Source organism: Acinetobacter sp. GN11, assembly GCF_054823985.1.
The window spans coordinates 1-26,591 of sequence record NZ_JRVL01000015.1; the positions used below are offsets into that span (position 1 = coordinate 1).

At 41.8% G+C, this 26,591-nt stretch carries 27 protein-coding genes and 1 pseudogene; 5 read left to right on the top strand and 23 right to left on the bottom strand.

Annotation, left to right across the window (positions count from 1 at the left end; genetic code table 11):
* The first annotated feature begins 37 nt into the window (after positions 1-37).
* Positions 38-241, top strand: coding sequence for an amino acid transport protein (locus NL42_RS01865; RefSeq protein WP_461311591.1), 204 nt, complete (start codon positions 38-40; stop codon positions 239-241).
* A 9-nt stretch (positions 242-250) separates the two neighbouring features.
* Here the strand turns inward: NL42_RS01865 and NL42_RS01870 are convergent.
* From NL42_RS01870 to NL42_RS01890, 5 genes and pseudogenes are all read right to left on the bottom strand, one after another.
* Positions 251-383 (bottom strand): annotated as a pseudogene (locus NL42_RS01870) (hypothetical protein); the annotation flags it as partial.
* Between the two features lie 109 nt (positions 384-492).
* On the bottom strand, positions 493-1,497 hold the full coding sequence (locus tag NL42_RS01875; RefSeq protein ID WP_461311556.1) for a transketolase family protein: 1,005 nt from the start codon (positions 1,495-1,497) through the stop codon (positions 493-495).
* Between the two features lie 10 nt (positions 1,498-1,507).
* A complete protein-coding gene (locus NL42_RS01880) occupies positions 1,508-2,353 on the bottom strand; it encodes a transketolase (RefSeq protein WP_461311592.1) in 846 nt (281 codons plus the stop codon).
* A 19-nt stretch (positions 2,354-2,372) separates the two neighbouring features.
* The gene (locus tag NL42_RS01885; RefSeq protein WP_461311593.1) at positions 2,373-3,674 is read right to left on the bottom strand and encodes an MFS transporter; all 1,302 of its coding nucleotides are present in this window, start codon (positions 3,672-3,674) and stop codon (positions 2,373-2,375) included.
* Between the two features lie 78 nt (positions 3,675-3,752).
* The gene (locus tag NL42_RS01890) at positions 3,753-4,502 is read right to left on the bottom strand and encodes an SDR family NAD(P)-dependent oxidoreductase (protein ID WP_252609727.1); all 750 of its coding nucleotides are present in this window, start codon (positions 4,500-4,502) and stop codon (positions 3,753-3,755) included.
* A 184-nt stretch (positions 4,503-4,686) separates the two neighbouring features.
* Between NL42_RS01890 and NL42_RS01895 the strand changes: the two genes are divergently transcribed.
* Positions 4,687-5,562, top strand: a complete 876-nt coding sequence (locus NL42_RS01895; protein ID WP_446091556.1) for a LysR substrate-binding domain-containing protein — start codon at positions 4,687-4,689, stop codon at positions 5,560-5,562.
* Between the two features lie 11 nt (positions 5,563-5,573).
* On the opposite strand, the gene NL42_RS01900 is transcribed toward NL42_RS01895, so the two are convergent.
* Complete coding sequence (locus NL42_RS01900) at positions 5,574-6,020, bottom strand: hypothetical protein (protein ID WP_461311557.1); 447 nt, start codon at positions 6,018-6,020, stop codon at positions 5,574-5,576.
* A 172-nt stretch (positions 6,021-6,192) separates the two neighbouring features.
* On the opposite strand from NL42_RS01900, the gene NL42_RS01905 reads away from it, so the two are divergent.
* The gene (locus tag NL42_RS01905; protein ID WP_461311558.1) at positions 6,193-7,338 is read left to right on the top strand and encodes an aldose epimerase family protein; all 1,146 of its coding nucleotides are present in this window, start codon (positions 6,193-6,195) and stop codon (positions 7,336-7,338) included.
* Positions 7,339-7,406: 68 nt separating this feature from the next.
* Here NL42_RS01905 and NL42_RS01910 read toward each other — a convergent pair whose 3' ends face one another.
* A complete protein-coding gene (locus NL42_RS01910) occupies positions 7,407-8,627 on the bottom strand; it encodes an MFS transporter (protein WP_461311559.1) in 1,221 nt (406 codons plus the stop codon).
* A gap of 105 nt (positions 8,628-8,732) precedes the next feature.
* Between NL42_RS01910 and NL42_RS01915 the strand changes: the two genes are divergently transcribed.
* A complete protein-coding gene (locus tag NL42_RS01915) occupies positions 8,733-9,521 on the top strand; it encodes an AraC family transcriptional regulator (protein ID WP_461311560.1) in 789 nt (262 codons plus the stop codon).
* Here NL42_RS01915 and NL42_RS01920 read toward each other — a convergent pair.
* Positions 9,488-10,810 (bottom strand): glutaminase, encoded by a 1,323-nt coding sequence (locus tag NL42_RS01920; protein WP_336169458.1) that lies wholly within the window; start codon positions 10,808-10,810, stop codon positions 9,488-9,490. The two genes, NL42_RS01915 and NL42_RS01920, sit on opposite strands and share 34 nt — an antisense overlap.
* 177 nt (positions 10,811-10,987) lie before the next feature.
* Complete coding sequence (gene def, locus NL42_RS01925) at positions 10,988-11,470, bottom strand: peptide deformylase (RefSeq protein ID WP_461311561.1); 483 nt, start codon at positions 11,468-11,470, stop codon at positions 10,988-10,990.
* A gap of 237 nt (positions 11,471-11,707) precedes the next feature.
* Between def and NL42_RS01930 the strand changes: the two genes are divergently transcribed.
* Entirely contained in the window at positions 11,708-13,006 is a 1,299-nt protein-coding gene (locus NL42_RS01930; RefSeq protein WP_461311562.1) for an MFS transporter, read from the top strand.
* A gap of 57 nt (positions 13,007-13,063) precedes the next feature.
* On the opposite strand, the gene NL42_RS01935 is transcribed toward NL42_RS01930, so the two are convergent.
* From NL42_RS01935 to NL42_RS02000, 14 genes are all read right to left on the bottom strand, one after another.
* Positions 13,064-14,260, bottom strand: coding sequence for a hypothetical protein (locus NL42_RS01935; protein WP_461311563.1), 1,197 nt, complete (start codon positions 14,258-14,260; stop codon positions 13,064-13,066).
* A gap of 155 nt (positions 14,261-14,415) precedes the next feature.
* Complete coding sequence (locus NL42_RS01940; protein WP_461311564.1) at positions 14,416-16,056, bottom strand: thiamine pyrophosphate-binding protein; 1,641 nt, start codon at positions 16,054-16,056, stop codon at positions 14,416-14,418.
* Positions 16,057-16,094: 38 nt separating this feature from the next.
* The gene (locus NL42_RS01945; protein ID WP_461311565.1) at positions 16,095-17,561 is read right to left on the bottom strand and encodes an aldehyde dehydrogenase; all 1,467 of its coding nucleotides are present in this window, start codon (positions 17,559-17,561) and stop codon (positions 16,095-16,097) included.
* A 13-nt stretch (positions 17,562-17,574) separates the two neighbouring features.
* Entirely contained in the window at positions 17,575-18,366 is a 792-nt protein-coding gene (locus tag NL42_RS01950; protein ID WP_461311566.1) for an aspartate dehydrogenase, read from the bottom strand.
* A gap of 15 nt (positions 18,367-18,381) precedes the next feature.
* On the bottom strand, positions 18,382-19,176 hold the full coding sequence (locus tag NL42_RS01955; RefSeq protein ID WP_461311567.1) for an SDR family oxidoreductase: 795 nt from the start codon (positions 19,174-19,176) through the stop codon (positions 18,382-18,384).
* A 15-nt stretch (positions 19,177-19,191) separates the two neighbouring features.
* Complete coding sequence (locus NL42_RS01960; protein WP_461311568.1) at positions 19,192-20,016, bottom strand: alpha/beta fold hydrolase; 825 nt, start codon at positions 20,014-20,016, stop codon at positions 19,192-19,194.
* Positions 20,017-20,051: 35 nt separating this feature from the next.
* Positions 20,052-20,573, bottom strand: a complete 522-nt coding sequence (locus tag NL42_RS01965; RefSeq protein WP_003653112.1) for a cupin domain-containing protein — start codon at positions 20,571-20,573, stop codon at positions 20,052-20,054.
* Between the two features lie 23 nt (positions 20,574-20,596).
* On the bottom strand, positions 20,597-21,820 hold the full coding sequence (locus NL42_RS01970; protein ID WP_461311569.1) for an MFS transporter: 1,224 nt from the start codon (positions 21,818-21,820) through the stop codon (positions 20,597-20,599).
* Positions 21,821-21,862: 42 nt separating this feature from the next.
* Complete coding sequence (locus NL42_RS01975; protein WP_461311570.1) at positions 21,863-23,074, bottom strand: NAD(P)/FAD-dependent oxidoreductase; 1,212 nt, start codon at positions 23,072-23,074, stop codon at positions 21,863-21,865.
* 28 nt (positions 23,075-23,102) lie between these two features.
* Positions 23,103-24,032, bottom strand: a complete 930-nt coding sequence (locus NL42_RS01980; protein ID WP_461311571.1) for a VOC family protein — start codon at positions 24,030-24,032, stop codon at positions 23,103-23,105.
* 11 nt (positions 24,033-24,043) lie between these two features.
* Positions 24,044-24,808 (bottom strand): SDR family oxidoreductase, encoded by a 765-nt coding sequence (locus NL42_RS01985; protein ID WP_461311572.1) that lies wholly within the window; start codon positions 24,806-24,808, stop codon positions 24,044-24,046.
* Positions 24,801-25,868: a Rieske 2Fe-2S domain-containing protein gene (locus NL42_RS01990; RefSeq protein WP_461311573.1), complete on the bottom strand. Its 1,068-nt coding sequence runs from the start codon at positions 25,866-25,868 to the stop codon at positions 24,801-24,803. The genes NL42_RS01985 and NL42_RS01990 overlap by 8 nt, the downstream gene beginning before the upstream one ends.
* 16 nt (positions 25,869-25,884) lie before the next feature.
* Positions 25,885-26,184, bottom strand: coding sequence for a recombinase-like helix-turn-helix domain-containing protein (locus tag NL42_RS01995; protein ID WP_005070730.1), 300 nt, complete (start codon positions 26,182-26,184; stop codon positions 25,885-25,887).
* A 27-nt stretch (positions 26,185-26,211) separates the two neighbouring features.
* A complete protein-coding gene (locus tag NL42_RS02000; protein ID WP_461311574.1) occupies positions 26,212-26,517 on the bottom strand; it encodes a non-heme iron oxygenase ferredoxin subunit in 306 nt (101 codons plus the stop codon).
* Between the last annotated feature and the right edge of the window lie 74 nt (positions 26,518-26,591).

A 26,591-nucleotide genomic window follows, 5' to 3' on the forward strand; every position in this document is an offset into this window, starting at 1 on the left:
ATATCTGCCAGAGAATAACAATGCACGAAACATCATTATGAACACAACTCAACTTTTTCTCGGCGTAATCTTTAGCTCAATTGGACTCGGCTATTTTCTCTATGGAAAAAAGCAAAAAATGACTGTGCCTTTTACTGTTAGTTTAGCTCTAATGATTTTTCCTTATTTTATTGAAAGTAATGTCTTGCTTAGTGGCATTGGTACTCTACTATCCGTTATTCCCTATTTTTTACGTTTTTAAAGTCAATTCTTATATGGTTTGAAATTCCTTAACTCTTAAGTAATGCATCATCTCTCGAACAAATACAAAGTAGGTAAAAATATAAAGCTGATATGGGGGCTACTTGGCTTGTTGTGTAGGAGGCCAAACGCTCAATAAAATCCATTTAACCTAGCAATTTTAGATTAAACAATCCGTAAATAAAAAAATCCCCCAACCTTTAAGATTAAGAGATTCTTTTCGATACTAGTTATATCAAGTACACATTACTTTTACTTCAAATGTGACTTAATCTTTTCTTTAACTGCTTCTGTTGAAATAGCATATCGATCATGCAAAGTTGGTAATGCCCCTGCATCTAAAAATGCATCTGGCAAACCAATCATATCGAAACGAGGATGTTGTCCATTTCTTAGAAGTAGTGAGCCGACAGCTTCGCCTAACCCACCAATGACTGAATGATTTTCGGCAGTTAAAACAGGTCGGCCACCTTTTGCAACTTCATCCAAAATAGTCTGTTCATCTAAAGGTTTAATGGTAGGCACATGCAATACTGAAACCTCAATGCCCTCTTTTTCAAGCTCTTCGGCTGCCTCAAGCGCACGCATGGTCAATAAACCAGTGGAAATAATGAGTAAATCTTTACCCGGCTTAATCACCTGTGCCTTACCCAACTTAAACTGGTAATTGTATTTATCGAGCACTAATGGAACCTGACCACGCAATAGACGCATATATACAGGGCCATTATGAGCAGCAATCTGTGGAATCGCTTGTTCGATTTCTAAGGCATCACAAGGGTCAATTATCATCAGGTTTGGCATTGCACGAAAAATCGCAATATCATCAGTCGCCTGATGGCTTGGGCCGTAGCCTGTGGTTAACCCCGGAAGTGCCGCCACAATTTTGACATTCAGGTTATCTTCTGCAATCGCCATACAAATAAAGTCATAGGCGCGGCGTGATGCAAACACAGCATAGGTGGTTGCAAAAGGAACAAATCCCTCGCGCGCGAGTCCTGCTGCTGCGCTCATTAAAAGTTGTTCTGCCATACCCATTTGGAAAAACTTGTCTGGATTTTCTTTAGCAAAAATATGCAGGTCAGTATATTTTGATAAATCGGCTGACAACCCCACAATATCGTCACGCTCTTTTGCCAAGGCATTCAGTGCATGTCCAAATGGTGCTGGTTTGGTCGGTTGACCCTCGGCAGCAATAGAAGCAATCATTGCCGAAGTGGTTAGTTTTTTCTTAGGAGGATTGGCTAACTGGCTCATGGTGTATTCCTTACTGTCCGTAGTGGGTCAAAATATTTAAAGCGTCATCCCATTCATGTTCATCAACACGAATGAAGTGTGTTTTTTCGCGGCTTTCCAAGAAAGACACGCCTTTGCCCATTTTGGTGTCACAAATAATGACTCGCGGGCATGCTCCCTCATGGTTTCGTGCCTGATCGAATGCTTCAAGCAGAGCTTCCATATCGTTACCATCTACACGTTGGGTGTACCAACCAAATGACTGCCAACGGTCTACAATGGGTTCAAAAGCTAAAATTTCACTGGAATGTCCATCTGCCTGTTGGTTATTTACATCAATAATGGCAATCAAGTTATCTAGTTTCCAATGAGAAGCAGACATCACCGCTTCCCATGTTGAGCCTTCATTTAACTCGCCATCAGACAGTAAGTTATAAACAAAAGCATCTGACTTTTTCTGTTTCAGTCCTAAACATGCGCCTACTGCTATTCCAAGACCGTGCCCCAATGAACCACCTGTAATTTCCATGCCCGGTGTATATGAAGCCATACCCGACATTGGTAACCGACTATCATCTGCCCCATAGGTTTCAAGTTCTTCAAGCGGAATAATGTTGGCTTCAATTAAGGCTGCATAAAGTGCAATCGCATAGTGTCCAATAGAGAGATAAAAACGGTCACGGCCTTCCCATTCAGGGTTTTCTGGCTCATATTTCATGGCATGGAAATAAGATACTGCGAGTAGATCGGCTGCACCTAAAGCTTGTCCAACATAGCCTTGACCTTGTACTTGCCCCATGCGTAAAGCATGTTGGCGAATATGGTAGGCACGTTGTTGCAACTCGGCAATTTGGCCTGCTTTATCAACATTTAACATTGTCATTTACTATTCCTTATTAACGATTGACCAGTTTTGCCGGAACACGCAGAACCAGACTGGCACCGAAAATTAATACTGCTGTGATTAAGAACATGCCGATTGCATTTGAACCTGTGTTGGTGGTGACCCAACCAATTAAATAAGGTGAGCAGAAGCCTGCGAGGTTGGCGAAGCTATTGACGGCTGCAATACCTGCCGCTGCGGAAACACCACCCAAAAAGTTGGTCGGTAACATCCAAAATAAAGAGGATGCAGTCAGCACACCTGAGGCTGCGATGCAAAGGCAAATTAAAGAGAGTGTTAGATTTGAAGCGAATAAAGTCGCAAATGTGAGTGCTATAGCGCCTGCACACATTGGAATAATTAAGTGCCAGCGACGTTCTTGGAAATGGTCACCACTACGCCCTGCCAAAATCATGACCACAATCGCACACATATAAGGCAGGCTGGTGAGCAAACCGATATGCCAGTTATCACTAATGCCTGAGTTACGAATGAGAGTTGGCAACCAAAAGGTAATGGCGTATTGGCCCATCACCACACAAAAGTAGATGCCTGCTAGTAACCATAAGCGTTTATCAGCGATAAACTCTTTAACGCTAGCATGACCTTCTTTGTGCTGGTTATCTTGAGCAAGCTCTTGCTTCACCAAGTTTTTTTCGTCTTGAGTTAACCAGTTGGCGTCTTGAACTGAATCTTTTAAAACAGCGAGTACCAATAGGCCAACAAACACAGTAGGAATGGCTTCAATGAGGAACATCCACTGCCAGCCAAACCAACCATGTACACCGCTCATTCGGTCCATGATTAAGCCTGAAAGTGGCCCGCCAATCATTCCCGAAATTGGAATAGCGATAAACCAAAGTACAGTCATGCGTGCACGGCGGTAAGACGGAAACCAGTAAGTGAGGTAAAGCAACAAGCCCGGCGCCAAACCAGCTTCTGCAACACCTAGTAAAAAACGTAAGGTATAAAATTGCCATTCAGTTTCAACAAAGGCAAAACAGCCAGACAAAATGCCCCATGTAATCATGATACGGGCAATCCAACGTCTTGCACCTACCTTGTGAAGTACGATGTTACTTGGCACTTCACAGAGAAAATAACCAATAAAGAAAATTCCTGCACCTAGCCCATATACAGCTTCACTAAACTGTAAATCGTTCATCATCTGGAGTTTGGCAAAACCAACATTCACTCGATCTAAATAGGCACAAAAATAACAAAGCATTAAAAATGGCATGAGCCGAAATGCAATTTTTCGATAGGCTGACTTACGAAGTGCCGTATCTACTTCAGATGAAAATACTGTATCCATCATGCGAATCCCTTTACATTTGGCCACAGTATCCTCTTGTGACCATCATTCTATTTTTAGTTTTTAAATGGCGCGCGATTAATGAATCAGCATGCCACCATTTACATCGAGTGTTACGCCAGTTAAGTAAGTTGATAGATCACTTGCCAAAAATAATGCTGCATTTGCAACGTCTTGTGCTTTGCCTAAACGTCCGAGTGGAATACCAGCAAGAATGTCATGGCGACGGTCATCATTCATTAAACCGCCAGTAATATCAGTATGGATTAGACCTGGAGTAAGAGAATTTACACGAATTTGGTCAGGACCAAACTCACGAGCCATCGCTTTTGCCAAACCTAAAACACCAGCTTTTGCAGCGCTATAATGTGGCCCGCCAAAAATACCACCACCGCGCTGTGCTGAAACTGAAGATAAGCACACAATGCTTCCACCGCCATTTGCTTTCATCGAGGGAATAACAGCTTGCGACATAATCAGTGTTCCACGCAGGCTGACATCTAAAATACGGTCATAGTCATTGCGCTGAATATCGAGTGTTTTAACTGGCTGAGTAATGCCTGCATTGTTAATTAAAATATCAATCTTGCCGTAGTGTTGTAGTGCTTGTTCAACAGCTGCTTTGACCTGTTCTTCGTTCGCAACGTTTGCAGCAAGACCTAAGTGCCCTTCGCCAAGAGCCTTTGCAGCGTTTTGGCTTTGAGCAAGATCTAAATCAACAATAATCACTTTAGCACCTTGTTGTGCAAAGATTTCTGCGGTTGCTCGCCCAATTCCACGTTCTGATGCTGCACCAGTAATTAATGCCACTTTTCCTTGTAGTAACATGTTCAATCCTCTTTTACGCTTTATTTCCTGAGTTCTGACTTAGAATCTCTTTTTTCAAAAAGCCCAGCAATCAGCTCGAATTCAACAAGACATGAAAAAAATTCATGCCTATGCTATTTTTAAATAAGTTTTAGGGATAAAAACGGATCATTTCATGGATAGTAGTGAAAACAATTTCAACCAGATGCCCTCAATTAAAACATTACAGGCTTTTGAACAAACTGCTCGTTTTGGCAATGTTGCCAAGGCAGCAGAAAATTTAAATCTCACGCCTTCAGCAGTAAGTCATCAAATTGCCAAGCTTGAAGAAATGATTGGGCAGAGTTTATTTATTCGTGGTGCCCGTGGTGTGACACTTACCCCCTCTGGTGAACGCTATTTTCAAGACGTTACGACCATTTTGCATAACCTAATGTTAGCGACTGAAAAAGCTGCCGATAAAAGCCCTAAAGACAGTCTATATATTCATTCATCCCCAAGTTTTGGTTTACTTTGGTTACTCCCTCGCCTTGAATCATTTAAAGAAAAGTTCCCAATGATTCAGGTCAACCTATCGTGTTCCTATGAAAACTTGCACTTTACTCGCGATAAAATCGACATTGATATTCGTCATGGTTTGCCCAACTGGACAGGCGTAGAAATCAGAACGATTCGTAATGAAAAGCTAGAAGTACTTGCGTCTCCCAAACTACTTGAACGCAGTCCAGTAAATAAACCTCAAGACTTGTTAAAAAAAGAACTGATTTTATCGCGCTCAACCTTGGTTACTTGGCCACAATGGTTTGCCCATCAGGGTTTAAGCATTCCTGAGTTTCCCTACACTTTGAGTTTTGACCGCTCTTATATGTCACTTGAGGCAGCCACACACGGACTGGGATTTGTTTTGGAAAGTAATTTACTTACTCAAAATTATTTGGAATCTGGAAAGTTAGTGAGAGTTTTTGCCGATGAACTATCAATTCCTATTTCTGCTCATCATTTGGTGTATCCGCGAACGCATCAATTTATTCCTAAAATTGAGCTATTTTTAAACTGGATTTATGATGAGTTGGCAGATTGAGAAAGTGATTCTTAAATGATTTGAATTTCCTCAACTCGTAAGTGATGCATCATCTCTCGAACAAATACAAAGTAGGTAAAAATATAAAGCTGATCTGGAGCCACTTGGTTTATGTAATAGCTCAAACGCTCAATAAAATCATTAAATCCATGTTCAAGCTCAATACGGCTGATTTGCTTTTTAGCACCAAAAAATAACTGACTGAGTTGTTTCATGGCTACATCAGATGTAACAGCTACACCGCTTATATTTAAATTTCTCAGGGGCTTTGACTCGATGATCTCTTCAATAAAATAAATCATCTTTTCAATAGCAAGCTCATCAATAACGCCATGAAGAATACTGTTCGACTCAACAAAACCCAAGCCCTGTTCGAGTTGAATGTTTTGATTATCTATGTCAAATGACAAGCCATTAAGACCAAGCGAAAATTTTAAAACCGAGTCGGGATGATTCATAAAAATAGCTTACCGTTGAGTTTTACTAATAGGATTAGTGCCAGTTTGTTCAATGCTTAAAGTTAACAGCGCTAATCATCATTAACACTATATATAATAAAAAACTCTTTAAAAAGACGAAAAATCAATCTTATATTCATCCAATTCCACGATTAAAAAATAGAGTATAAACATGAAAAAATTAGTAATTTTAAGTTTCACCCTTTATAGCTTTGCGCAAATTACAAATGCAGCAACACTAAATATAAAACCCTATGGCACAACTCAAGATGGTCAAAAAATTGATCTGTACACCATGACTAATAACAAAGGAGTCTCGGTTTCTTTTATTAGTTTTGGTGGTGTAATTACCCAGATTTTAACTCCCGATGCACAAGGTAAACAGAATAATATCGTTTTGGGCTTCGATGATCTAAAAGGCTATGAAGTCACTGATACCAAAGAAGGCATTCATTTTGGTGGGTTAATTGGTCGTTATGCGAACCGTATTGGCAATGCTAAATTTAGTTTAAATGGAAAAACGTATAATCTTGAAAAAAATAATGGACCGAATTCATTACATAGCGGTAATCCAGGTTTTGATAAACGTGTTTGGCAAGTTAAGCCCCTCATTTCTAAAGGTGAAACCGTTAAAGCTTCTCTTAAGTTAACTAGTCCAAATGGTGATCAAGGTTTTCCCGGGAAATTAGATGTTGAAGTGATCTACAGTCTTTCAGATCAAAATGAATTCCAGATTGAATATAAAGCCAAAACTGATCAACCGACAGTCGTCAATCTTACCAACCACAGTTATTTCAACTTGTCAGGTGCTGGCAACAATCCTTATGGCATACTGGATCATGTTGTACAACTCAATGCAGACCGTGTATTGGTAACCGATCAGAATTCTTTACCCACAGGTGAAATAGCTTCGGTTGCAGGTACGCCTTTTGATTTTCGGACGCCTAAAGCAATTGTGAAAGATATTCGAGCGAATCATCAGCAATTGGCATATGGATATGGCTATGACCAAACTTGGGTAATTAATCAAAAGTCTCAAGGAAAGTTAAATCTTGCAGCGCATGTTTTTGATCCAAAATCTAAACGGACCATGCAGGTTTTAACCACTGAACCAAGCGTTCAAATGTATACAGCCAATCATTTATTGGGAAATGTTGCTGGTGCAAATAGCGTACTCTATCGACAAGCAGATGCGCTAGCACTAGAAACGCAGCATTTTCCAGACAGCCCGAATCAACCATCTTTCCCTTCTACACGATTGAACCCAAATCAAACTTATAACAGTGTCACCGTATTTAAGTTTGGTATTCAAAAATAGTCTTTTGAATTAGGGCTATGTTCATATTAAAAAGACTCTCAGCCGAATATGACTGAGAGTCTTTTCATTTATTTAACTTTTGTGTTTGGTAAAAATGCAGTTGCGAAACCAAGCAATGGTAAAAGTGAACATAATCCAAATACCCATTCAATGCCGTTAACATCAGCTAAATGCCCTAACCCTGCTGCGGCAATACCACTTACCCCAAACATAAGACCAAACATTAAACCTGCAATCATACCGACACGGCCCGGAACAGCTTCTTGTGCGTAAACCACCATCGCAGCAAAAGCAGACGACAGTACTAAACCCGTGATAATTGACAAGACAGTTGTCCAAAATAAGTTTGCATACGGCATCATTAATGCAAACGGCGCCATGCCTACAAATGAAACCCAAATAACAGCTTTACGGCCAATTTTGTCACCAATTGGGCCACCCGCAAATGTTCCTAAAGCGACAGCAGCCAAGAAAGCAAACAAATGCAATTGAGCGGTCTGGATACTGATATGGAACTTTTGAATTAAGTAAAAAGTAAAGTAATTACTAATGCTGGCAATGTAGGTAAATTTAGCGAACATCAACACACTAATCGTACTCAAAGCAATAATGAGCTTACGGCCATGTAATTTACTCTGTGCTTGGTTTACACGTGTAGCTACCTGATTTTTAGCATGACTGACCGTCCAGCGGCTTACACCAAATAAAACCCAAATGGCTAAAAGTGCAAATATGACTAAGCCTGCAACTGCATGCTGCCCAAATGGAACAATCAACAACGCTGCTAATAATGGGCCAATAGCAGTACCTGTGTTTCCACCCACCTGAAAAGTTGACTGAGCCGTACCAAAGCGCCCACCCGATGCCATTCGCGCCACCCGCGAAGCTTCAGGGTGAAAAGTTGCAGAGCCTACTCCAATAAGTGCAGATGCACATAACAACACTGTAAAGCTTGGTGAAAATGCCAACAAGATGATGCCGCAGAATGTGACCATCATTCCAAGTGGTAAAAGATACGGTTTTGGATGTTTGTCGGTATAAAGTCCAATCCAAGGCTGAAGCAGCGAACCTGTAATTTGATATACAAACGAAATCAGGCCAACTTGAGCAAAACTCAGCGAAAAGTTTGCTTTTAGCATTGGATAAATAGCTGGTAGCACAGCTTGAATCAAATCATTCAGTAAGTGTGCAACCGCCACAGCGCCTACAATTTTAATAATCATTCCTTGAGGCTGATCATTTGCAACGGTATTGGCAATACCATCTTTCAATTGTATTGAAGACGTCATACCTGAAAAACTCCAATATTCTAAGTAAGGTGTTTATTGTAAATTGTCGCTTATAAAGTTATCTTCCAATAATCATTGTATAAGTGACAATTTTTAGGATAGTTTATGTCCGATTCTCTTATTCAGTCTGATTTATCTGAACTTGTGATTGGACTATCTTCTGAGCATTCTTACCGAGAAATCACCCCTACCCATACACATACACGTGCGCAGTTTTTGTATGCATCCACAGGAAACATTCAGGTGTTTACACCGAACAATGTCTGGATTGTGCCGCCGATGTGTGCCTTATGGATTCCTGCTCATGTCGAGCACAGTGTGATTTCACTAAGTCACGTGAAGTTAAATACGGCGTTAGTTGAAGTAAATGCAGCCGCTCTAATGGGGCAAGATTGCTTTATTATTCGAGTGAGCAATCTTTTGCATGAGCTTTTGATTCGTTTAAACGAAATTGAACGAGAGGAATCACCCAATATTACGACCTCTCAAGAGCTTTCACGTTCTTTGCAAATTCTGATTTTTGAAGAAATTCATCGAGCCAATTTGTTGCCTATCCAGATTCCATGGCCAAAAGACAAACGACTATTAAAAATTTGCCAAGCGTTATTACACGCTCCGAATCAATCAAAAGATTTAACAGATTGGGCAGATGATATTGGTGCGAGTTCGAGAACTTTAATGCGCATGTTCCAAAAAGAAACTGGGCTGTCTTATCGGGCGTGGGTCCAGCAAATGCATATTGCACTTGCCTTGAGTAAAATCGCGAATGGTGAATCTATTGCTCAAATTTCCGAGTCACTGGGGTATAACAACCCCAGCGCGTTCAGTGCAATGTTTAAACGACACCTAGGAAAAACACCTCAGCAGTTTAGAAGTGTTGCGATGTCGTTATAAGTCTTTTTTTTTGCAGGTAGGTCATGCTTTTCGAGCAAATCATCAAAATCGTGATAGACATGAAGTTCTCGATCTTTACCTGTTCTCGCATGATCTAATCGCTGTTCAGGATCGACCAAAACAAGGGTATGACCATCATCAATCAGACGATCTACCCCTTCTAAGAACATACGTTTACCCACATCGTGGATAAGTGAAATCTGCGTTAAATCAATGACGATTGTGCTTTGGTCAGTTGTCTCATCTTGTAAAATGCGCAACAACATTTCAGCTTCGGTAAATTTCAATACACCTCGAAGCACATACACGCTTAATGATGCATCTTTTCCTGTACGGTAATGGCTTTGTACAATGGTTTGTGCCGAAGGTGTACCTTCCATAAGGTGCAATCCCATGTCACGAGATAAACGCTCTAAAATATCGATGCCTCGAATACTATGACCATGCTCATCTAAACGAGGAGAGAAAGCAGCAATACTGACCTGACCCGGCAGCACACCTAAAATACCCCCTGCTACACCACTTTTAGCAGGAATGCCAACAGTTGAAAGCCAGTCACCTGCGGCATCATACATGCCACAGCTCATCATGACACTGAGCACTTGTCTAACCACAGAACGGTTCAATAGGCGTTTTCCGGTTTTAGGGTCGACCCCACCGTTGGCAAGCACACTACCCATACGGACCAGATCTTTAACCGTAACCATGATCGCACATTGGCGAATGTAACCATTCACAATATCGACTGGATCGGTTTCTAAAATTCCTACTGTTCGCAACATATAGCCGATCGAAAGATTACGATAGGCTGTTTTGACTTCCGAATCGTAAACAGACTCATCAAAACTTAATTCACGCCCTGCAAGCTCACTCATAAAACGGCGTAAAATTTCTGCACTATGTAAACCATGTTTGACCTGAATCAAGGAATGTACAGTAATTGCGCCAGAGTTGATCATCGGGTTTTTAGGACGACCATCTTTCCCCAATGAAATTTCATTGAAAGCTTCCCCTGAAGGCTCCACCCCTACTTTAGCAAGTACTGCATCAATGCCAAGCTGTTGTAAAACATAAGCATATACAAACGGTTTAGAAATCGACTGGATGGTGAATTCAGTATCATCATCGCCGATCGAATAAATTTCACCATCTACCGTAGACATTGCCAAAGCCAATCGGTCTGGATTTGCATTTGCTAACTCTGGAATATAGTCAGCTAGATGCCCGCTATTATCTACCTCACAGGCTTCTATCACATTTGCCAAATAATCTGGGAGAGGGGTTTTCATGGTCCGTAACCTTAAATGAGGAGATTTGCGCTTTAGAGCAATTTTTCAGCACAATCCGCTGATAATATTAAAATTATAATTTTTGAGTGAAATAAAAATCACGATATAAGTATTGTAATTCCGTTGACTTATTTATTTCAACCTCATTATACGTTTTTCAAAACTTTAAATAGAAGATTAGATTATTCTTTCTACAAATAGAACTCCATTTAAATGATCGACTTCATGTTGAACAATACGAGCCGGAAAACCGTGAAAAATCGTTTCAACGAATTCACCCTGAAGTGTTGAATATTTAACCTTTACCATTTCTGCGCGTTCAACTTGTCCGCGTTCATCTGGCACGCTTAAGCAGCCTTCTTCACCCAAAAGCGTTTCACTCGAAAACTCTAAAATTTCAGGGTTCACCATCACCACAGCTTCCATTTCAGGAGCATCGGGATAGCGTGGGTTCGGTCGAGATGCCACAATAATGACTCGTTTAGAGATATAAACTTGCGGTGCAGCAATTCCTACCCCATTACGCTCAAGCATTGTCGCATGCATAGCATCAGCAAGCTGATAAAGCCAATTACTGTTTAACTCATTTGTCGAGACAGGAGCAGCAATCAACGTCAAAATATCTTCACCACGCTTAGCCACAGGTAAAACTACACTCATCCTTTGAATCTCTCATTTAACTGGCTATGACAAGTTTTATTGTGTCGCTGAACGGCTCAAAAGAAAAGCCATTCCTACATCTGTTTTTGTTTCATCTAATGCGTTTTTTGTTTTAAAGCATTTTGTCTTTTATTCGTTAGGCTTAATCAGGTCCCCATAGAACAAATTTCCTCCATTTACTTTTACTTCACTTTTCCATTAATATCCAAACTTCAATTACAACAACTAAGTAAAAAAATGGATCAGGACTTAACTTTGCAGGATGCGAACTATCTTAATAAAGAAGATAAACGAACCCTTGCCCTTTCTTCACTGGGCGGCGCTTTAGAATTTTACGATTTCGTGATTTATGTGTTTTACGCCAAAATCATTTCCGACCTCTTTTTCCCCAGCACGCTTAGCCCATTTTGGGCCATGCTGAATACCTACGGTATTTTTGCAGCTGGTTACTTTTTTCGTCCTTTAGGCGGAGTTGTCATGGCCCATTTTGGTGATCTGGTCGGGCGTAAAAAACTGTTTTCGCTTTCTATTTTGCTGATGGCACTGCCTACCCTATTTATCGGGATATTGCCGACCTTTGAAAATATTGGGTATTTGGCACCGCTACTTTTATTGCTCATGCGTGTGGTGCAAGGTATTGCGATTGGAGGTGAAATTCCAGCCGCGTGGACATTCGTGTCAGAACACGTACCTGAAAGAAAAATTGGACTGGCAAATGGTTTACTCACTGCCGGACTGTCTTTAGGAATTTTACTAGGCGCACTAATGTCTTTATGGATTTCACTAAATTTTAGTGAAGGACAAATCCACGACTGGGCGTGGCGTATTCCTTTCATTGCAGGCGGTATTTTTGGTCTAGTCGCACTTTATTTACGAACTTATTTAAAAGAAACACCTGTATTTAAAGCAATGCAGGCACGTAAAGAAATTTCAAAAGAAATGCCCGTTAAACAAGTGTTAAAAACACATAAAACAGCCGTAGCGATTGGCATGTTATTTACATGGTTTTTAACAGGCTGTGTGGTGGTGGTGATTTTAGCCATGCCCAATTTATTGATTGGTTCGTTTGGTTTTGAGCGTGCTCAGACTTTTGAAATGCAAAGTGCGGCCATTGTCATGCAAATGGTCGGTTGTATTTTGGCAGGCTATTTTGCTGACCGTTTTGGTTGCAGTAAGGTCATGATGGTCGGTGCACTTGCTGTAGCACTCACAGCATCAATTTTTTATAACAGTTTAGGTCACGCCGCACATTCAACTATTTTTGGTTTATATATGTTGTTGGGTCTATGCTCTGGTACTGTTGGTATGGTGTCGAGCAGTATGGTTAAAATGTTCCCCGCACCCGTTCGCTTCTCGGGCATTTCATTTTCTTATAATTTATCTTATGCAATTGTTGGCGGTATGACCTTGCCTTTAGTCCATTGGCTTAGTCAATATAGTGATATCGGTGCGATGTATTATATTTTTGCGCTCACCATTTTGGCTTTTGTGACTGCGTTTGTATTTTGGAATAAGTTTGAGAAATCTAGATATTAAAAATATTAACTCATTAAAAAACCACGCCAGTTGCGTGGTTTTTTATTGCTGTTCACTTTAGAAAGTAAACCCGATATTAAAGTTAATGCGGTATAGCCATTTATCACTGTTTGGCGAGGTTGCAGAGGTATAACCTGTTGAGTTGGTCGAGCCACCAATAATGTTAGAGTTTTTACCCCACGTATAATCTGCCCAAACCATAAAGGGTGAAGCAATAAACATCATACCTGTGGTGTTCATTTGCGAGTCGGACCAATCATCACGTTTTTTATCGAGATAACTATAGTCATTATAAAATTTAATGGCTTTTAGCTTGCCCATATTGGTCACAGGCAACGTATAAGCAAGGTTTAAACTGGCAATCGTACCTTCTGAAGCAATGAAATAGGCAGGCGTAAGGCCGTTCGCGCCCATTAAAGTCATATCACTATTTACACCATCCGGGTTTTTAGCATCGTATTGGTAATGAATGACCGAGCTTTGCAAATTAAAGCGTTTGTAGTTGTTTTCGGTATGCAAACCTACTGCATAATATTTGCCGTCTTTATCGGTAATATCATTATGTAGCTGGGCAATCGCACCTGATACACCGAACTCTTGTTTACCAAAATCAGTTTCTAACTTGCGAACAACGCGGGTATTAAACTGATTACGCTTTTCATTTTGATAGGCTTTTTGAGATGGAAACGCATTTCCTGCCAAATCATCATAAGTTGCACTTTCAGGTGAATAACGCAAGTTCGTCTCTAACATTTGCGGATAATATCCGAGTTTTAAATCCCAATCTTTATCGTGATAATTCCAGTTAATCCCCGGTGCAATATTATTGCCATAACCTAAAAAGAACGGAATGTGATAGGTCCAGCCATTTTGCGGATAAGGATAAATCGTAAAAGGTTTATAGACTAAACCTGCTTCAATGCTGTTATTGGCATCTAGGTTATAGCCAACATACGCTTTTTCAATGGACGTTTTCTGTTGGTCTTGAAACATATAACTGGCATTGATGTAGGCATCATCAAATTTACCTTTTAAATCTACCCTGAAAATATCAAAATGGAGCTTACCAAAACCGCGGTTAGGCCCTTCCCAATCTTCATAACGCTGATTTAAACGAACCACCCCACCTAACTTTAATGAATCGGTGCCATCATCACTTTTCCATTCAAGCAATGAATCTTTTGCAAATGCATTGACGCTTACCCCCAGCGTAAGCGGTGCAATGAATGCCATGATCAATGAAGTCTTTTTCATCTCTACATCCTTGATTGAGTTCCAGCGTCCTGCTGGAACTTTATTTGTTTTACCTGTAAAACTTAGTTTTTATTGTTTTTTAGACAAAAAATTTTATCTAAAAAAAGGATGGCTTAGCAGCTCCCATCGCATATGTACTAAGCCATCCAAACTGGTTAATACAGTTTCTTTTGCGGTGGACCCGCGAAGTTTAATGGTCCAATCGAGTTCATATCGAGCTCGATCACCGTTGGCCCTTCAAAAGCAACCGCCTCTTGAATAACCGTCTTAAACTCATCTGCGCTACCAACTTTCCAGCTCTTCACACCCATTGATTCACCAAGAAGTTTGTAGTCTGGCGTATGCAATTCATTGAAATATTGGCGCCCACCAAAGTAGTTATTTTGAATGCCGCGCATTACGCCATAACCACCGTCGTTCATAATCATTAAGACCATGTTGGTGTTTTCTTGCACCATGGTTGCAATCTCACCAATGCCCAGCATTAAGCCGCCATCACCGACTAAACCAATCACTTTCTTGTCAGGGTTGGCAACCGAAGCACCAATTGCAGTTGCAAGACCTAAACCAATTGCACCAGCGAGTGAGTGAATATTTTGGTTTGGAGCTTGTACAGGGAATAAACGGCTACCCCATGTGCTACCCGACATGGTGATGTCACGTACAAAAATGCCGTCTTGAGGTAAAGCTTCACGTAAGTGATCACAAATTAAAGCGTACTGGTCGATTTGCTTACGCAGTGCATCAATTGCAGCTTGTTTTGCAGCAACTACAGCAGCATCGTAATCGGCATCAACTTTTGAAGTACCTTGAAACTGCTCTAATACACGCGTTAAGACATCTTTGGCATCGCCACAAATAAAGTTGCGGATTTTGTAATTACGTTGTTGAGCCATTGGGTTAGCATCAACCTGAATAATGTTTTCAGGAAACTCAACCGAATAGGTTTTGGTTTCATTACTACGTAAACGAGAACCCAATACAACCATTAAGTCAGCATCTTTTAATAACTGCTCAACCGCTGCCGAGTTATGAAAAGCACCCAAGCTACGTGCATGGTCATCTGGCAATACGCCACGAGCATGTGTAGATGACACAACCGGAATACCTAAATCTGCAATTGCTTTAACTTCGGCAACACTATTTAAAGTCCCACCGCCAATCCAGAAAATTGGGCGTTTTGCTTTTTTGATTTCACTGACAAGAAGATCAATTTCAGCTTGTTCTGTCTGTGGTAATTCAAGTGCCTTGACTGGTCCAAGGTTAAGCGGTAAATCAATTTCGGCTGCCTGTACATCAATTGGCAACTCAACACTTACTGGTCCCATTGGAACAGTAGTTGCCACACGAATCGCTTCACGAATCACGCCCACTGCATTGTCTGGACTCGTAATCCGGAATGCCGCTTTGCTTGATGCACGTAAAAACGTAAGTTGGTCTTTAGTTTCGTGAATGAAACTCGCATCACGGTCTAGATATTCACGTTCAACCTGACCTGTTAAATGTAATACAGGGCTACCCGCATTCATTGCTTCAATCAGTGAGCCCACCGCATTACCAGCGCCAGCACCAGTACTGGTCAGTGCTACACCCAAGCCTTTAAAGCGTGAGTGTGCATCTGCCATGGTGACCGCACCCGCTTCACCACGAGCAGCAACAAAACGCATTTTTTCACGGCGTCCTACTGCGTCGGCAATAGGTAAATTGTGGATGGAAATAACACCATAGATACTATCAACTTGGTGCGCTTCTAAAACTCTTGCGATTGCTTCGCCTACATTTACACGTTCAGTCATGTCTGTTCCTCAAAATTTGTTTTCGATCCTTGAATTTATTAATCACACCAAGGGTTAGGCTGTTCATTCAGCCCCATATAAATACTCTTTTGTTGCATGTACGACAAAATGCCCAAACGGCCTTTTTCGCGCCCGATACCACTGTCTTTAAAGCCACCAAACGGCGCACTAATCGAGAACTTTTTGTAGGTATTAATCCATACTGTTCCCACTTCCAAGGCACGTGCAATGCGCCAAGCTTTGCGATAGCTTTCAGTCCAGATGCCTGCGGCAAGGCCAAAACAACTATCATTGGCTTGAGCAATTAAATCTTGCTCGTTGTCATATTTCATAACGACTAAAACAGGGCCAAAAATTTCTTCCTGACAAGTTTGAGCACTGTTATTTAAGCCCGTGATAATGGTGGGTAAGTAATAACTTCCTTTGGCATAGTCACTAGTCGTAAGCGCTTCACCACCAATCAGAACCTGACCACCTTCGCTTTTGGCAAGCTGTACATAACGGTCAACCGACTGCAAATGTTTGTCATTGACCAGTGGCCCTAAATGCACACCAGCCTGTTCTGGATGACCCACACGTAAGCCTTTGGTAATTTCAACCAAACGCGTTAAAAACTGATCGTAAAGACTGCTATGAATAAATAAGCGAGAACCTGCGATACACGCTTGGCCTGCCGAGCTAAAAATTCCGTACGCTACACCTTTAGCCGCCAGTTCGACATCTGCATCCGGCAAAACAATGGTTGGTGACTTTCCACCTAACTCAAGTGAAGTGGTAATCAGTTTATCTGCGGCAATATGTGCTAAATGACGACCCGTGGTTGTTCCACCTGTAAAAGAAATTTTACGAACCAATGGGTGCTGGGCAATTGCATCACCAATCACTGAACCACGCCCAACCAACACACTAAGTAAACCTTTTGGTAAGCCTGCTTCTTCAAAAATTTTGGCAAGCTCTAAAGCAATCAATGAAGTTGCTTCTGCTGGTTTTAACACCACTGCATTTCCCGCGGCCAAAGCTGGAGCAAGCTTTTGAACTTCACTCGCGATTGGAGAGTTCCAAGGTGTAATTGCTGCCACAACGCCCACAGGTTCATGCACGCTCATGGTCATAAAGTCTGGAGCACGTTGAGTGGTGAGCTCATCATTCAGCGTTTCACAAGCCGCTGCAACATAACGTGCAGTCGCCGCCGCGCTCATCACTAAACCACGAGTTTCGGTTAAAGGCTTACCGTTATCGCGTGTTTGTAGTTTTGCCAATTCATCGACACGCGCTTCAATAATGTCTGCAACTTTGTAGAGAATACGTGCGCGCTCATGCGGCAAGCTGTTTCTCCAGTTGGGTTGACGCCAAGCCTGATCAGCCTTTTCAATCGCTTCATTCACATCTTCAAGCGTTGCAGTCGAAATTTCTGCATTGACAGACTGATCTGCCGGAAACAGGCTTTGGATGACCGCACCGCGGCCCAAACGCCATTCACCTGCAATATAAATTTCCTTTGCCATGATCAAATCCTTCTTAAATCTGTATTGCTTCTACACTGTTGCGACAAGCACGAATCACGCTAAGCGCAGCCAAAGTTGATGTTTTCGGGTTACTTGGCAACGGCACGCCCACCAGTTCAATGGTCATTTGCCCAAAGCCACCTTCTGCCACAATGGTGTGTTTGTTTTTGTTGATTGTTGGATCAACGGTTAACTCGACCATGGTTTCATCCATTCCAAGCCCAGCAAGTGCAATCGTTGCAGCGACGTTGGCGTTTGCTGGAAACTTAATTGCAGCTTCACGAGCAGTTCCTGTGAAAAAAACCGTAGGTTCAGATACATGGTCTAAATCGACCAATTGCTCTGCATAACTGCCCTTCCAGCTTTTTGGACTTTTACAGCCTTTGTAAGTGACTTTTTGCAAGCCACCTTCTTTGGCTGCTGAAATACCGTCAATGCCAGCAATGGCACCTGCGAGTAAATGCAGATGGGCATTATTTTCTTCAGCTGTGTGTTTGAGCTGAATTAGAAAATCACTATCAGCCAAAGTTCCAACCGAAATCAGGCCTATGGTCCAGCCTTTCGCTAAAACCTTTTGAGCATGTTCTTTCACTGCTGCTTGACCTGCCACCTCAATGACATAGTCTGGCGCACCATCACATTGCTCAATATCTGAAATCACCTGAATCTCTGAAGACACTTGTGACTGCACTTTTTCAACGCTACGAGACGGCACGACAATCCATTTCAGTTGCAAATCTTGAGGCAAGTGTGCATGCACTTCTGCTGCCATTGCGCCGAAACCAATCATCATCAACTTTTTCATGACAGCACCTGATATTTATAAATGTTTATTAAAACCACCTGAGACATCGAGTGCCGCACCTGTGGTGTACGATGCCAATGGAGATGCCAAGAAAACTAAAGCACGGGCCGGTTCTTCAGGACGGCCTAAACGCTGCATTGGAATGCCTCGGTTTTTAGCAATATTGCCTGTCCATTCTTCCCATGACTGGTTTAAGTCTGAGCGAGTTTCATAACGGCGCTTCCACTGCGCGGATTCGACCATTCCCAGTAAAATCGAGTTCACACGAACACCATATTGAGTAAACTCATGCGCCAAAGAATGGGTTAAATTCAACAATGCAGCGCGTGCAGATGAAGTCGCAATCATGTGCGGTTCCGGTTGCAATGCCAGTAACGAGTTCACATTGGTAATTGAGGCATTTGCTGACTGTTTTAAGTCGTCAAGAAAAGCCCGTACCGGATGTAAAACACTGAAATATTTCAGCTCGATTTCTTTCATCCAGTCTTCATCTTGTGTATTTTCAAAATTTGAAACACGGCCTTGCCCAGCATTGTTAATGAGCATATCAACATTGCCCAAATTGAGTTTGACGTCTTTAGCAAACTGCTGAACTTCTTCTTTTTTCAATACATTGCATGCTTTGGTAAAAATGTTGGCATGCGGATATTTTTCTAAAATATAGTGCTTAGAAGCATTTAAACGTTCTTCATCGCGACCACACCAAGCTACTTTTGCACCCTCTGCAACCAGTATTTCAACAGCAGCCAGCCCGATCCCAGATGAGCCACCGGTAACAACTGCAACTTTTCCTTCAACTTGGAAGCTCATAATCCTTAATCTCTCTTACGATTGTTCCTGAATCGTCAACATAATTTGGTTAAATGCTTGCGGTTGGTCGACATAACTTAAATGTCCTGCATCTTCTATGACGAAGCGCTGTTCCAACTGCAATTCCTGAGCAAGCTCTTGTATACCTAACGCAGGAGTGATTTGATCTTGCTGCCCTGCAATGACTGTACATGGGACTTTTAAATCTGTTAAATAATTACGTATTTCGTCATATGCGAGTAAGTACGATGCATGTGTAAACCCCTTTAAGGTCAACTGCTGCATCACCTCTGAAACTAACGCTAAGGCTTGTGGTTCTTGTTTATAAATCAAATGAGGCCCACGGCTTTCAGCCATTCCTTTAGCGCCTAACTCTTTCAACATTTTTGGTCTTTTTTCAAAAACCTGAATTTGTGTTTGTTCATCTTGACGTTGGTAGCCTTGAGCCAAATTGGCGATCACCAAATGCTCTACTCGTTCTGGATAAAGTGCAGCAAATGCACTCGCCTGTAAGGCACCTAATGAGTGGCCGACCACAATTGCTTTTTCAATTTTTAAAACATCAAACAACGCAGCCAAACGCTTTGCGTAGTCGGTAGCATTGGGTTGATCAGTTAAAAGTTCATCTGATTTGCCATAGCCCGGTGCGTCCCAGGCAATGACATGAAAATGATGAGACAACACTTCAAGTTGGTTTACCCATGAAGCAGAACCTGAACTAATGCCGTGCAATAGCACAAGGTACTCACCCTGACCGGCTTCCCGATAGGCTTGCTGCTGGCCTTGAACAGTGACGGTTTTCACCAGAAATTCTGCTAACTTTTCAATGAGTGTCATCATTTTCAATTCTTTCCTTTATTCACTTCATCAAACAATTAACGTTTGATTTGAGACAATGGATGCTCTGGTGGATAGTTCGGAATGGTTGGTTTACCTGTTCCCAACATCACACACATCAAGGCATCTTCTTGACCTGGGTTAAACAGACCACGGTAAATACCCGGTGGAATTGAAATTAGGTCACGCTCTTTTAAACGGGTTTCGAATTTTTCGCCATTGTGCTCAATGAACAAATCAATTTCGCCGCGAAGCATAAAGAAAACTTCTTCAACGTCGTGGTGAATGTGCAAAGGACCTTCACACTGTGGTGGCAACACCATGGTCGAAAACGTAAAGTTTTCTGCTGGTACAGTGTTACCGTCATTTGCAACACCTGTTGCGCCTGTACCCATGTAACGCATTTGCGCACGGCGATATTTCGGGTCGTAATCTGCTTGGAACTTCAAAGCCTCAAAGTCATATTTACGTGTCTCAAAGCGAGCAATACGCGTGTTTAACCAATCTTCTAAAGAAGAATTTTCTGGTTGTGCCCACGATTCGAATTGTTGTGTAGTCATTTTTTAAACTCCTATACAGTGAATTAATATCGTTTTAAAAGAGGAACCAAGAAAAATGACCCGATGACAGCGACAGCAGCCAAGAAGGTAATTCCCAAATTAAAACTATGTGTTTGCATCACGATGTAACCGATAAGTACAGGTGCAATTGCACTTGCAAAATTACCCAAACCGTTAAATATTCCGCCCGCAGTCGCCCCTACATTTGAGGTCGTTACTTTTGCAAGCAGAGCAAATACAGCAGCCACTCCAAAACCCCAAGCCATCGCACTTAAAGACATCGCTGCAATAATCAATAATGGCTCGGTCATGATGACCATCACATACATGAAAATGCCTGCGAGTAATAAGCCGCTAAAGACTTGAATTGCACGGCGACCCAACTTGTCAGATAAAAACGCGCCGATGATTTCGCCAATTAACATGGCAATGAATGGAAAGCTTGAATACATCCCAAATTCTTTGAGGTTGAAGCCTTTGTCTTGCATTAAGTAAGAAGGAACCCAGCTATTTAAGCCCCACAAATAAGTCATCAATGCAATGTTAAAAAGACAAACCAGCCAGAATGCACTGTTGCTTAAGAGCAATTTAGTATTGGCAATATGGCCTTTGAAATTGGTACGTTTACTCTCACCATCAATTTCGACAGTTTTCTTAAGTTGCAAATTACGTAAACCAAAAACAATGCTGAAAATGGCAATTAGTGTTAAACCAGCCATCACAAAAAAAGTGGTATGCCAGTCATGGTGTGCCAAAACATTTGCAGTGATTGGGAACCCGAGGAATGCACCAATCGGCGTTCCAAGTAAGAACATGGTCGAAGCACGTGCTTGCTGGCGGTCTGTGTAAGTCTGCTTCACAATGGCATAGGCCAAAGCAAACAATGGACCTTCTGCCAAACCGAGCAGTACACGTAAAATCAACATGCCTGAGTAACTAGTGGTAAACCCCATGCAAAACATGAGTAAACCCCACGACGTTACACTCCAAAACAGCATTTTCTTTGGGTTAAAAATGTCACCCAGAAAGCTTAGAAAGACTGATGAAAAACCATAAGCAAGCAAGAAACTTGTCATGAGCCATCCGAGCTTGGCTTTATCTCCAGCGATTCCCATCGAGCTTTGAAAATGCGGATCTGAAAATAAAACCGCAATACTAATCTTGTCGAAAAATGCCAGTACCACACACACCATAAGGACAAAAGCAGGTACCCAATGCTTCAATCCACTTTTTTCTTCATTACTCATGTGTCATTCCTTCGATTTGGTAATGAGAACCAGATTTAATGTTTACGGTTTTAACTTCATGACATTAAATTCAGCATCTGCTAACAGCTTTGGATCTAAAACGGTATTGGCTTGCATCCAACGTTTTGCCAGTTTGACTAGCTTCGAGTCATTAATGGCAATCATGTTGAGCAAACGATTTTCATGGTCCAGATATAAATAACTCACCTGATCTTCACCGCCTTGGCGAATCACTAACTCTTTCGTTTTTTCAGGTTGATACGTACCTAATATCTGGATATTAAAGTGGTATTGATCAGACCATAACCATGGAATATCGGTATATTCAGTTTCAATACCCAGCATCGACTTCGCTGCGGCAATTGCCTGATTTTGTGCATTTGCCCAAGACTGAATGCAATAACCCAAACTCGGATGAATTGCGACATCGCCTGCGGCATAAATGTTTTGATCTGAAGTTTGCCCAAAACAATTCACCACAATGCCATCTTTCACATCGAGACCAGCATGAACACCCAACTCTTTGGCAATTTCAGCGCCTGCACCTACCACAACGCAGTCAAATAACTGACTATTGTGTGGGTGGTTTACTACTTCAACTTTTTTCTCTGGTGCTTCAATTAAATGAAGGCTCTTGCTGTCTAAGTGAATTTGTGTACCTTGAGTTTCATGCATATTTTTTAAAAATGCAGACACTTCAGGACTCACACTTCTTGCACATAAACGGTCGCCATATTCAAAAATATGAACTTCTTTACCTTGCTTACGTGCAGTTGCAGCAATTTCTAAACCAATCCAGCCACCGCCAATCACAGCAACATTCTTTGCATTCTTTAAAATTTTAGCCAAGCGTTCACAGTCATAGACATTACGTAGGGTCACAACATTTGGAATGAACTGCCATGTATTCACTGGCACACGTGCACGACTTCCTGTTGCAATCAGTAATTTGTCATAGGGCAAAACCTGACCACTTTCGAGATGAACCTGTTTATGTTCACGGTCGACTTTTGTCGCAATTTCAGGTTTGTGCCAGTGAATATTGAATTCTTGAACTTGCTCAGAAGAGAACAGATTCAAACTTTCATAAGTTGCTTCTTTTGAAAGTACTTGCTTAGACAATGGCGGGCGCTCATAAAACACTTGATTTTCATTTGAAACCACATGAATTTCGCCGACATAACCATTTTGACGTAAGGTACTTACTGCCCAACCTGCTGCCTGTCCGGCACCTACAATTACGATCTTTTCCATAGCCATCTTCCTTGTTCAGCAATACCTGTTAAACAGGCTTCACCTGACGGCGGGTTGTGTCATCAAGACCACCTTCAATCGCCCACTCTGTGAAAAGCTCTAGACGGTGTTCTTCTACACGTGGCTGCCATTCTTCTGTCAAATAATCATCGTTGGTGTAATATTCAAATGCACCACCCAATGGTGAGTTGACGTACCAGAAATAAGCAGAAGAAATTGGGTGACGCCCCGGCCCAATAAAGGTTGACCATTCCGAACGATTCATATTTAAACCGCCCCCAATCACCTCATGGATATCACGTACGACAAATGCAACATGATTTAGACCAGCAGGTTTATTTGGAACACTGAGCAAGAATAAATCATGGTGATAACCTTCACCGCGGCAACGTAAGAATGCACCACGATTTTTATAGGCATCCGATAAATGAAAGCCTACTTTTTCAATATAGAAGTTTTCAGTTGTTGCCAAATCCGGTGTGAAGAACACCACGTGTCCAATCGCAACAGGTTGTCCTTTTTCATAAACAGGACTTGCTGCATTGACACGTTGAATGTTGCCGTATTGGTTAATGCCTTCCGTTTTGAGTTCAGACACATCTTTAACAAAGCTTTGTTCAAAACGAATAGTCATGCCATTTGGGTCAAGACACTGAACTGTATTTTCAAAACGCTTAAAACCATTTACATCAGCTAGGCGGCCTGCCAAGTCTTCAAGGTCTTGAGCATGATCAACACCCCAAGTGACTTCACGTAAAGTTGAACCTTGCTCAATCGCAGGTGGTAGACGGTCATCATCACAATTAAATAGATAAATCTTGCTACCATTTTGGGTTTGGTAAAGATCTGTGCCTTCAATATCCGAAGCACTTTGACTTAAACCGAAATCTGCCAAAAACTTGTTCGAAGCGGCTCTATCTTCAACTCCAAACTTTAAAATCTCGATCCCTGTAATCATTTGACTACTCCTTAGTTAAAGACAAAACCGCCATTGACCGGAATATTTTGACCTGTCACAAAAGAGGACAAATCCGACAGTAGATACAATGCTGTTCCATTTAAATCTTGTGGAAGTTGCTGACGCTGAATCGCTCTTCCGTTGACATATAAATCATGACGTTCCTGCGGTACATATTCAGTTGCTTCAACCAAAGTCAGACCTGGAGACAATGTGTTGACACAGATATTGAACTGCCCCAACTCTCTTGCCATCGAACGTGTCATGGCAAAAATTGCACCTTTACTTGCCACATAAGCCATTAGGTTTGGTGCGCCCCACAAAGCAGTATCGGAAGCAACATTAATAATTTTGCCAGCAGCCGACTGCTTTAAGTGTGGAACGCATGCCTTACTGATCAGCCATGTGCCTTTTACATTAATATTCATGACCCGATCCCAAAGTTCAGGATCGTAATCAATCATATTTTTTCCACCAACATTGGTTGCTAGTGCCGCACAGTTCACAAGGCCATCTAGTCCTTTTAATACTTCCACGCTTTTTGCAACCGCATTTTCAATAGAGTCTGCATTGGCAAGGTCAACGGTGACAGCATGAACGTTTAGCCCTTGTTTCTGTAAAGCTTGTACTTCTTGTTGCACCAAGTCAGACAAAATATCTGCCATCACAACTTCAGCACCTGCCTCGGCAATAGCTTGAGCAAAATCTCGACCTAAACCACGCGCAGCACCAGTCACTAAAACTTTTTTGCCTTGCAACAACGCTACATTAGCCATGAGCTTCTTCCTGCATCTCGATACGGTTTGATGCATTTAGCGCAGCAATTTTCTTTAATTGCTTTTCAGCTTCTTTTTTCATTAAACGGCGTAAACGTGCAAGCCCAACATCATGTTGATAGAGGAACTCTTTTTCACGCGCATGTGGTGCAAGGTTTTCTAAAATAATTCGGTCTTGTTCCAATACATCCCAATGCAACTGCTCTAAATGATTGCGATATAAGAAGCGCCATACATTACGTTGCCAACCACTCACCTTACGGCAGCGCCAGAAAAATACACGAGTATTGTTGGCATCAATTGGCGTTGCATAGCCCACAATCCAGAACTCACCACCTGGGCCAAATTGTTTACGGTATGGAATTGAAAGTCGTAACCAACTCGCACCTGTTGAACCATATTCAACCCAGTCGAAGTTCACGCCTAATTGACCTTCTTTTTCAAAAACAAAGCCATTATCGGTCGTGCGGTGTTTCATCTCTGCGGTACGATCACCATCTGCCATCGAGTGCGATGTCGCATGTAAATAACTACCATGCATTGGATCCATCACGTTATCAATTGCATACTGATGGTTTACTTTCCAGTCTGCTTGGCAAAGGAATGCACTCCACTCTTCGCTTGCAAGTTGCTCTGGAAACTCAAGCGGCGCTGGTTCTTCATTTGCATCGATACCAAACCAAATGAAGATTGCGCCATGTTGCTCAATTACTGGGTAGTTCTTTAGACATTTAGTTCCGGTCATTGGACATTCATGAACGGCTGGCACATCGGCAACAACACCATCAGCACGAACTTCAACACCGTGATACCAGCAAGCAACTCGATCGCCTAAATTCCAACCAAGTGAAAGACGAGCACCGCGATGCGGACAGCGGTCTTCAAGTGCATGAACCTGACCTTCGGCATCACGCCACACCACAATGTTCTCGCCTAAACGAGTAATTCCAACTGGATTAGCAGCGACTTCCCAACTTGCTAAAACCGGATGCCATTGGTCACGTAAACCAAGTTCTAAATATTCTTCAGCGCTTTGTGAAGTTGATACGATTGCGTTCATTTTATTCTTCCCTGAATCAATAACCTAAACGTTGCATTTCTTCTGTAAAGCTTGCAGAAGTCCATTCATCACCAGATTCACAGCGGAAACCCTGTTGATTAAGTGCAGAAACAACGTCATCTAACTCTGTTGCGCCCGCAGAAAATGCCTGAATCAAGTTCTTTACAAAATCTTGTTCGTAGAGCGTTGGTTCTTTATAACGTGTTTGCCAAACCAACAATTCAGATTGACCAGGAATTTGAATATTGTTGATGCCTGCTTCGGTTGCCGGCGTTGCATGAATCCAGCTTGCCAACTTTTCATTAAATGTCTTCATTGTTCTGCTTCCTTGTACATGTGAGGACTAGAGTTGAATTTGAATATCCTGTCCTTCAACACGAACTGGGTACGTACATAGGTTTCTACACCCGGGTCCACTTTTTAGCTCACCTGTCTGAATGTCAAAAATTGCTTCGTGCAATGGACATTCAACAGTCTGATCTTCGATAAATCCTTCGGTTAATAAGGCATACGCATGAGGGCAAACATTTTCGATAGCAAAGTAATTTTCATCGATGAAAAATACGCCTATTTTCTTTCCTTCAATTTCGATGGCTTTCGGCTCATCTTCGCTAACGTCACCCTGCTGACAAATTGAGATCCAACTCATACCTTGCGTCCTCATTTTGTTTTATATACAAAACATAATTTAATTTTCAAAACATGAGCTAAGCATAATCCCCT

Coding starts and splice junctions, on each gene's coding strand:
- NL42_RS01940 (WP_461311564.1), bottom strand. CDS start 16,056: ATGACTGAACGTGTAAATGTAGGCGAAGCAATCGCAAGAGTTTTAGAA.
- NL42_RS01945 (WP_461311565.1), bottom strand. CDS start 17,561: ATGGCAAAGGAAATTTATATTGCAGGTGAATGGCGTTTGGGCCGCGGT.
- NL42_RS01990 (WP_461311573.1), bottom strand. CDS start 25,868: ATGAACGCAATCGTATCAACTTCACAAAGCGCTGAAGAATATTTAGAA.
- NL42_RS01895 (WP_446091556.1), top strand. CDS start 4,687: ATGCCCTCAATTAAAACATTACAGGCTTTTGAACAAACTGCTCGTTTT.
- NL42_RS01920 (WP_336169458.1), bottom strand. CDS start 10,810: ATGAAAACCCCTCTCCCAGATTATTTGGCAAATGTGATAGAAGCCTGT.
- NL42_RS01970 (WP_461311569.1), bottom strand. CDS start 21,820: ATGAGTAATGAAGAAAAAAGTGGATTGAAGCATTGGGTACCTGCTTTT.
- NL42_RS01915 (WP_461311560.1), top strand. CDS start 8,733: ATGTCCGATTCTCTTATTCAGTCTGATTTATCTGAACTTGTGATTGGA.
- NL42_RS01995 (WP_005070730.1), bottom strand. CDS start 26,184: ATGAAGACATTTAATGAAAAGTTGGCAAGCTGGATTCATGCAACGCCG.
- NL42_RS02000 (WP_461311574.1), bottom strand. CDS start 26,517: ATGAGTTGGATCTCAATTTGTCAGCAGGGTGACGTTAGCGAAGATGAG.
- NL42_RS01905 (WP_461311558.1), top strand. CDS start 6,193: ATGAAAAAATTAGTAATTTTAAGTTTCACCCTTTATAGCTTTGCGCAA.
- NL42_RS01880 (WP_461311592.1), bottom strand. CDS start 2,353: ATGTTAAATGTTGATAAAGCAGGCCAAATTGCCGAGTTGCAACAACGT.
- NL42_RS01985 (WP_461311572.1), bottom strand. CDS start 24,808: ATGGCTAATGTAGCGTTGTTGCAAGGCAAAAAAGTTTTAGTGACTGGT.
- NL42_RS01910 (WP_461311559.1), bottom strand. CDS start 8,627: ATGACGTCTTCAATACAATTGAAAGATGGTATTGCCAATACCGTTGCA.
- NL42_RS01875 (WP_461311556.1), bottom strand. CDS start 1,497: ATGAGCCAGTTAGCCAATCCTCCTAAGAAAAAACTAACCACTTCGGCA.
- NL42_RS01960 (WP_461311568.1), bottom strand. CDS start 20,016: ATGATGACACTCATTGAAAAGTTAGCAGAATTTCTGGTGAAAACCGTC.
- NL42_RS01890 (WP_252609727.1), bottom strand. CDS start 4,502: ATGTTACTACAAGGAAAAGTGGCATTAATTACTGGTGCAGCATCAGAA.
- NL42_RS01975 (WP_461311570.1), bottom strand. CDS start 23,074: ATGGAAAAGATCGTAATTGTAGGTGCCGGACAGGCAGCAGGTTGGGCA.
- NL42_RS01865 (WP_461311591.1), top strand. CDS start 38: ATGAACACAACTCAACTTTTTCTCGGCGTAATCTTTAGCTCAATTGGA.
- NL42_RS01935 (WP_461311563.1), bottom strand. CDS start 14,260: ATGAAAAAGACTTCATTGATCATGGCATTCATTGCACCGCTTACGCTG.
- NL42_RS01965 (WP_003653112.1), bottom strand. CDS start 20,573: ATGACTACACAACAATTCGAATCGTGGGCACAACCAGAAAATTCTTCT.
- NL42_RS01950 (WP_461311566.1), bottom strand. CDS start 18,366: ATGAAAAAGTTGATGATGATTGGTTTCGGCGCAATGGCAGCAGAAGTG.
- NL42_RS01980 (WP_461311571.1), bottom strand. CDS start 24,032: ATGATTACAGGGATCGAGATTTTAAAGTTTGGAGTTGAAGATAGAGCC.
- def (WP_461311561.1), bottom strand. CDS start 11,470: ATGAGTGTAGTTTTACCTGTGGCTAAGCGTGGTGAAGATATTTTGACG.
- NL42_RS01885 (WP_461311593.1), bottom strand. CDS start 3,674: ATGGATACAGTATTTTCATCTGAAGTAGATACGGCACTTCGTAAGTCA.
- NL42_RS01900 (WP_461311557.1), bottom strand. CDS start 6,020: ATGAATCATCCCGACTCGGTTTTAAAATTTTCGCTTGGTCTTAATGGC.
- NL42_RS01930 (WP_461311562.1), top strand. CDS start 11,708: ATGGATCAGGACTTAACTTTGCAGGATGCGAACTATCTTAATAAAGAA.
- NL42_RS01955 (WP_461311567.1), bottom strand. CDS start 19,176: ATGAGCTTCCAAGTTGAAGGAAAAGTTGCAGTTGTTACCGGTGGCTCA.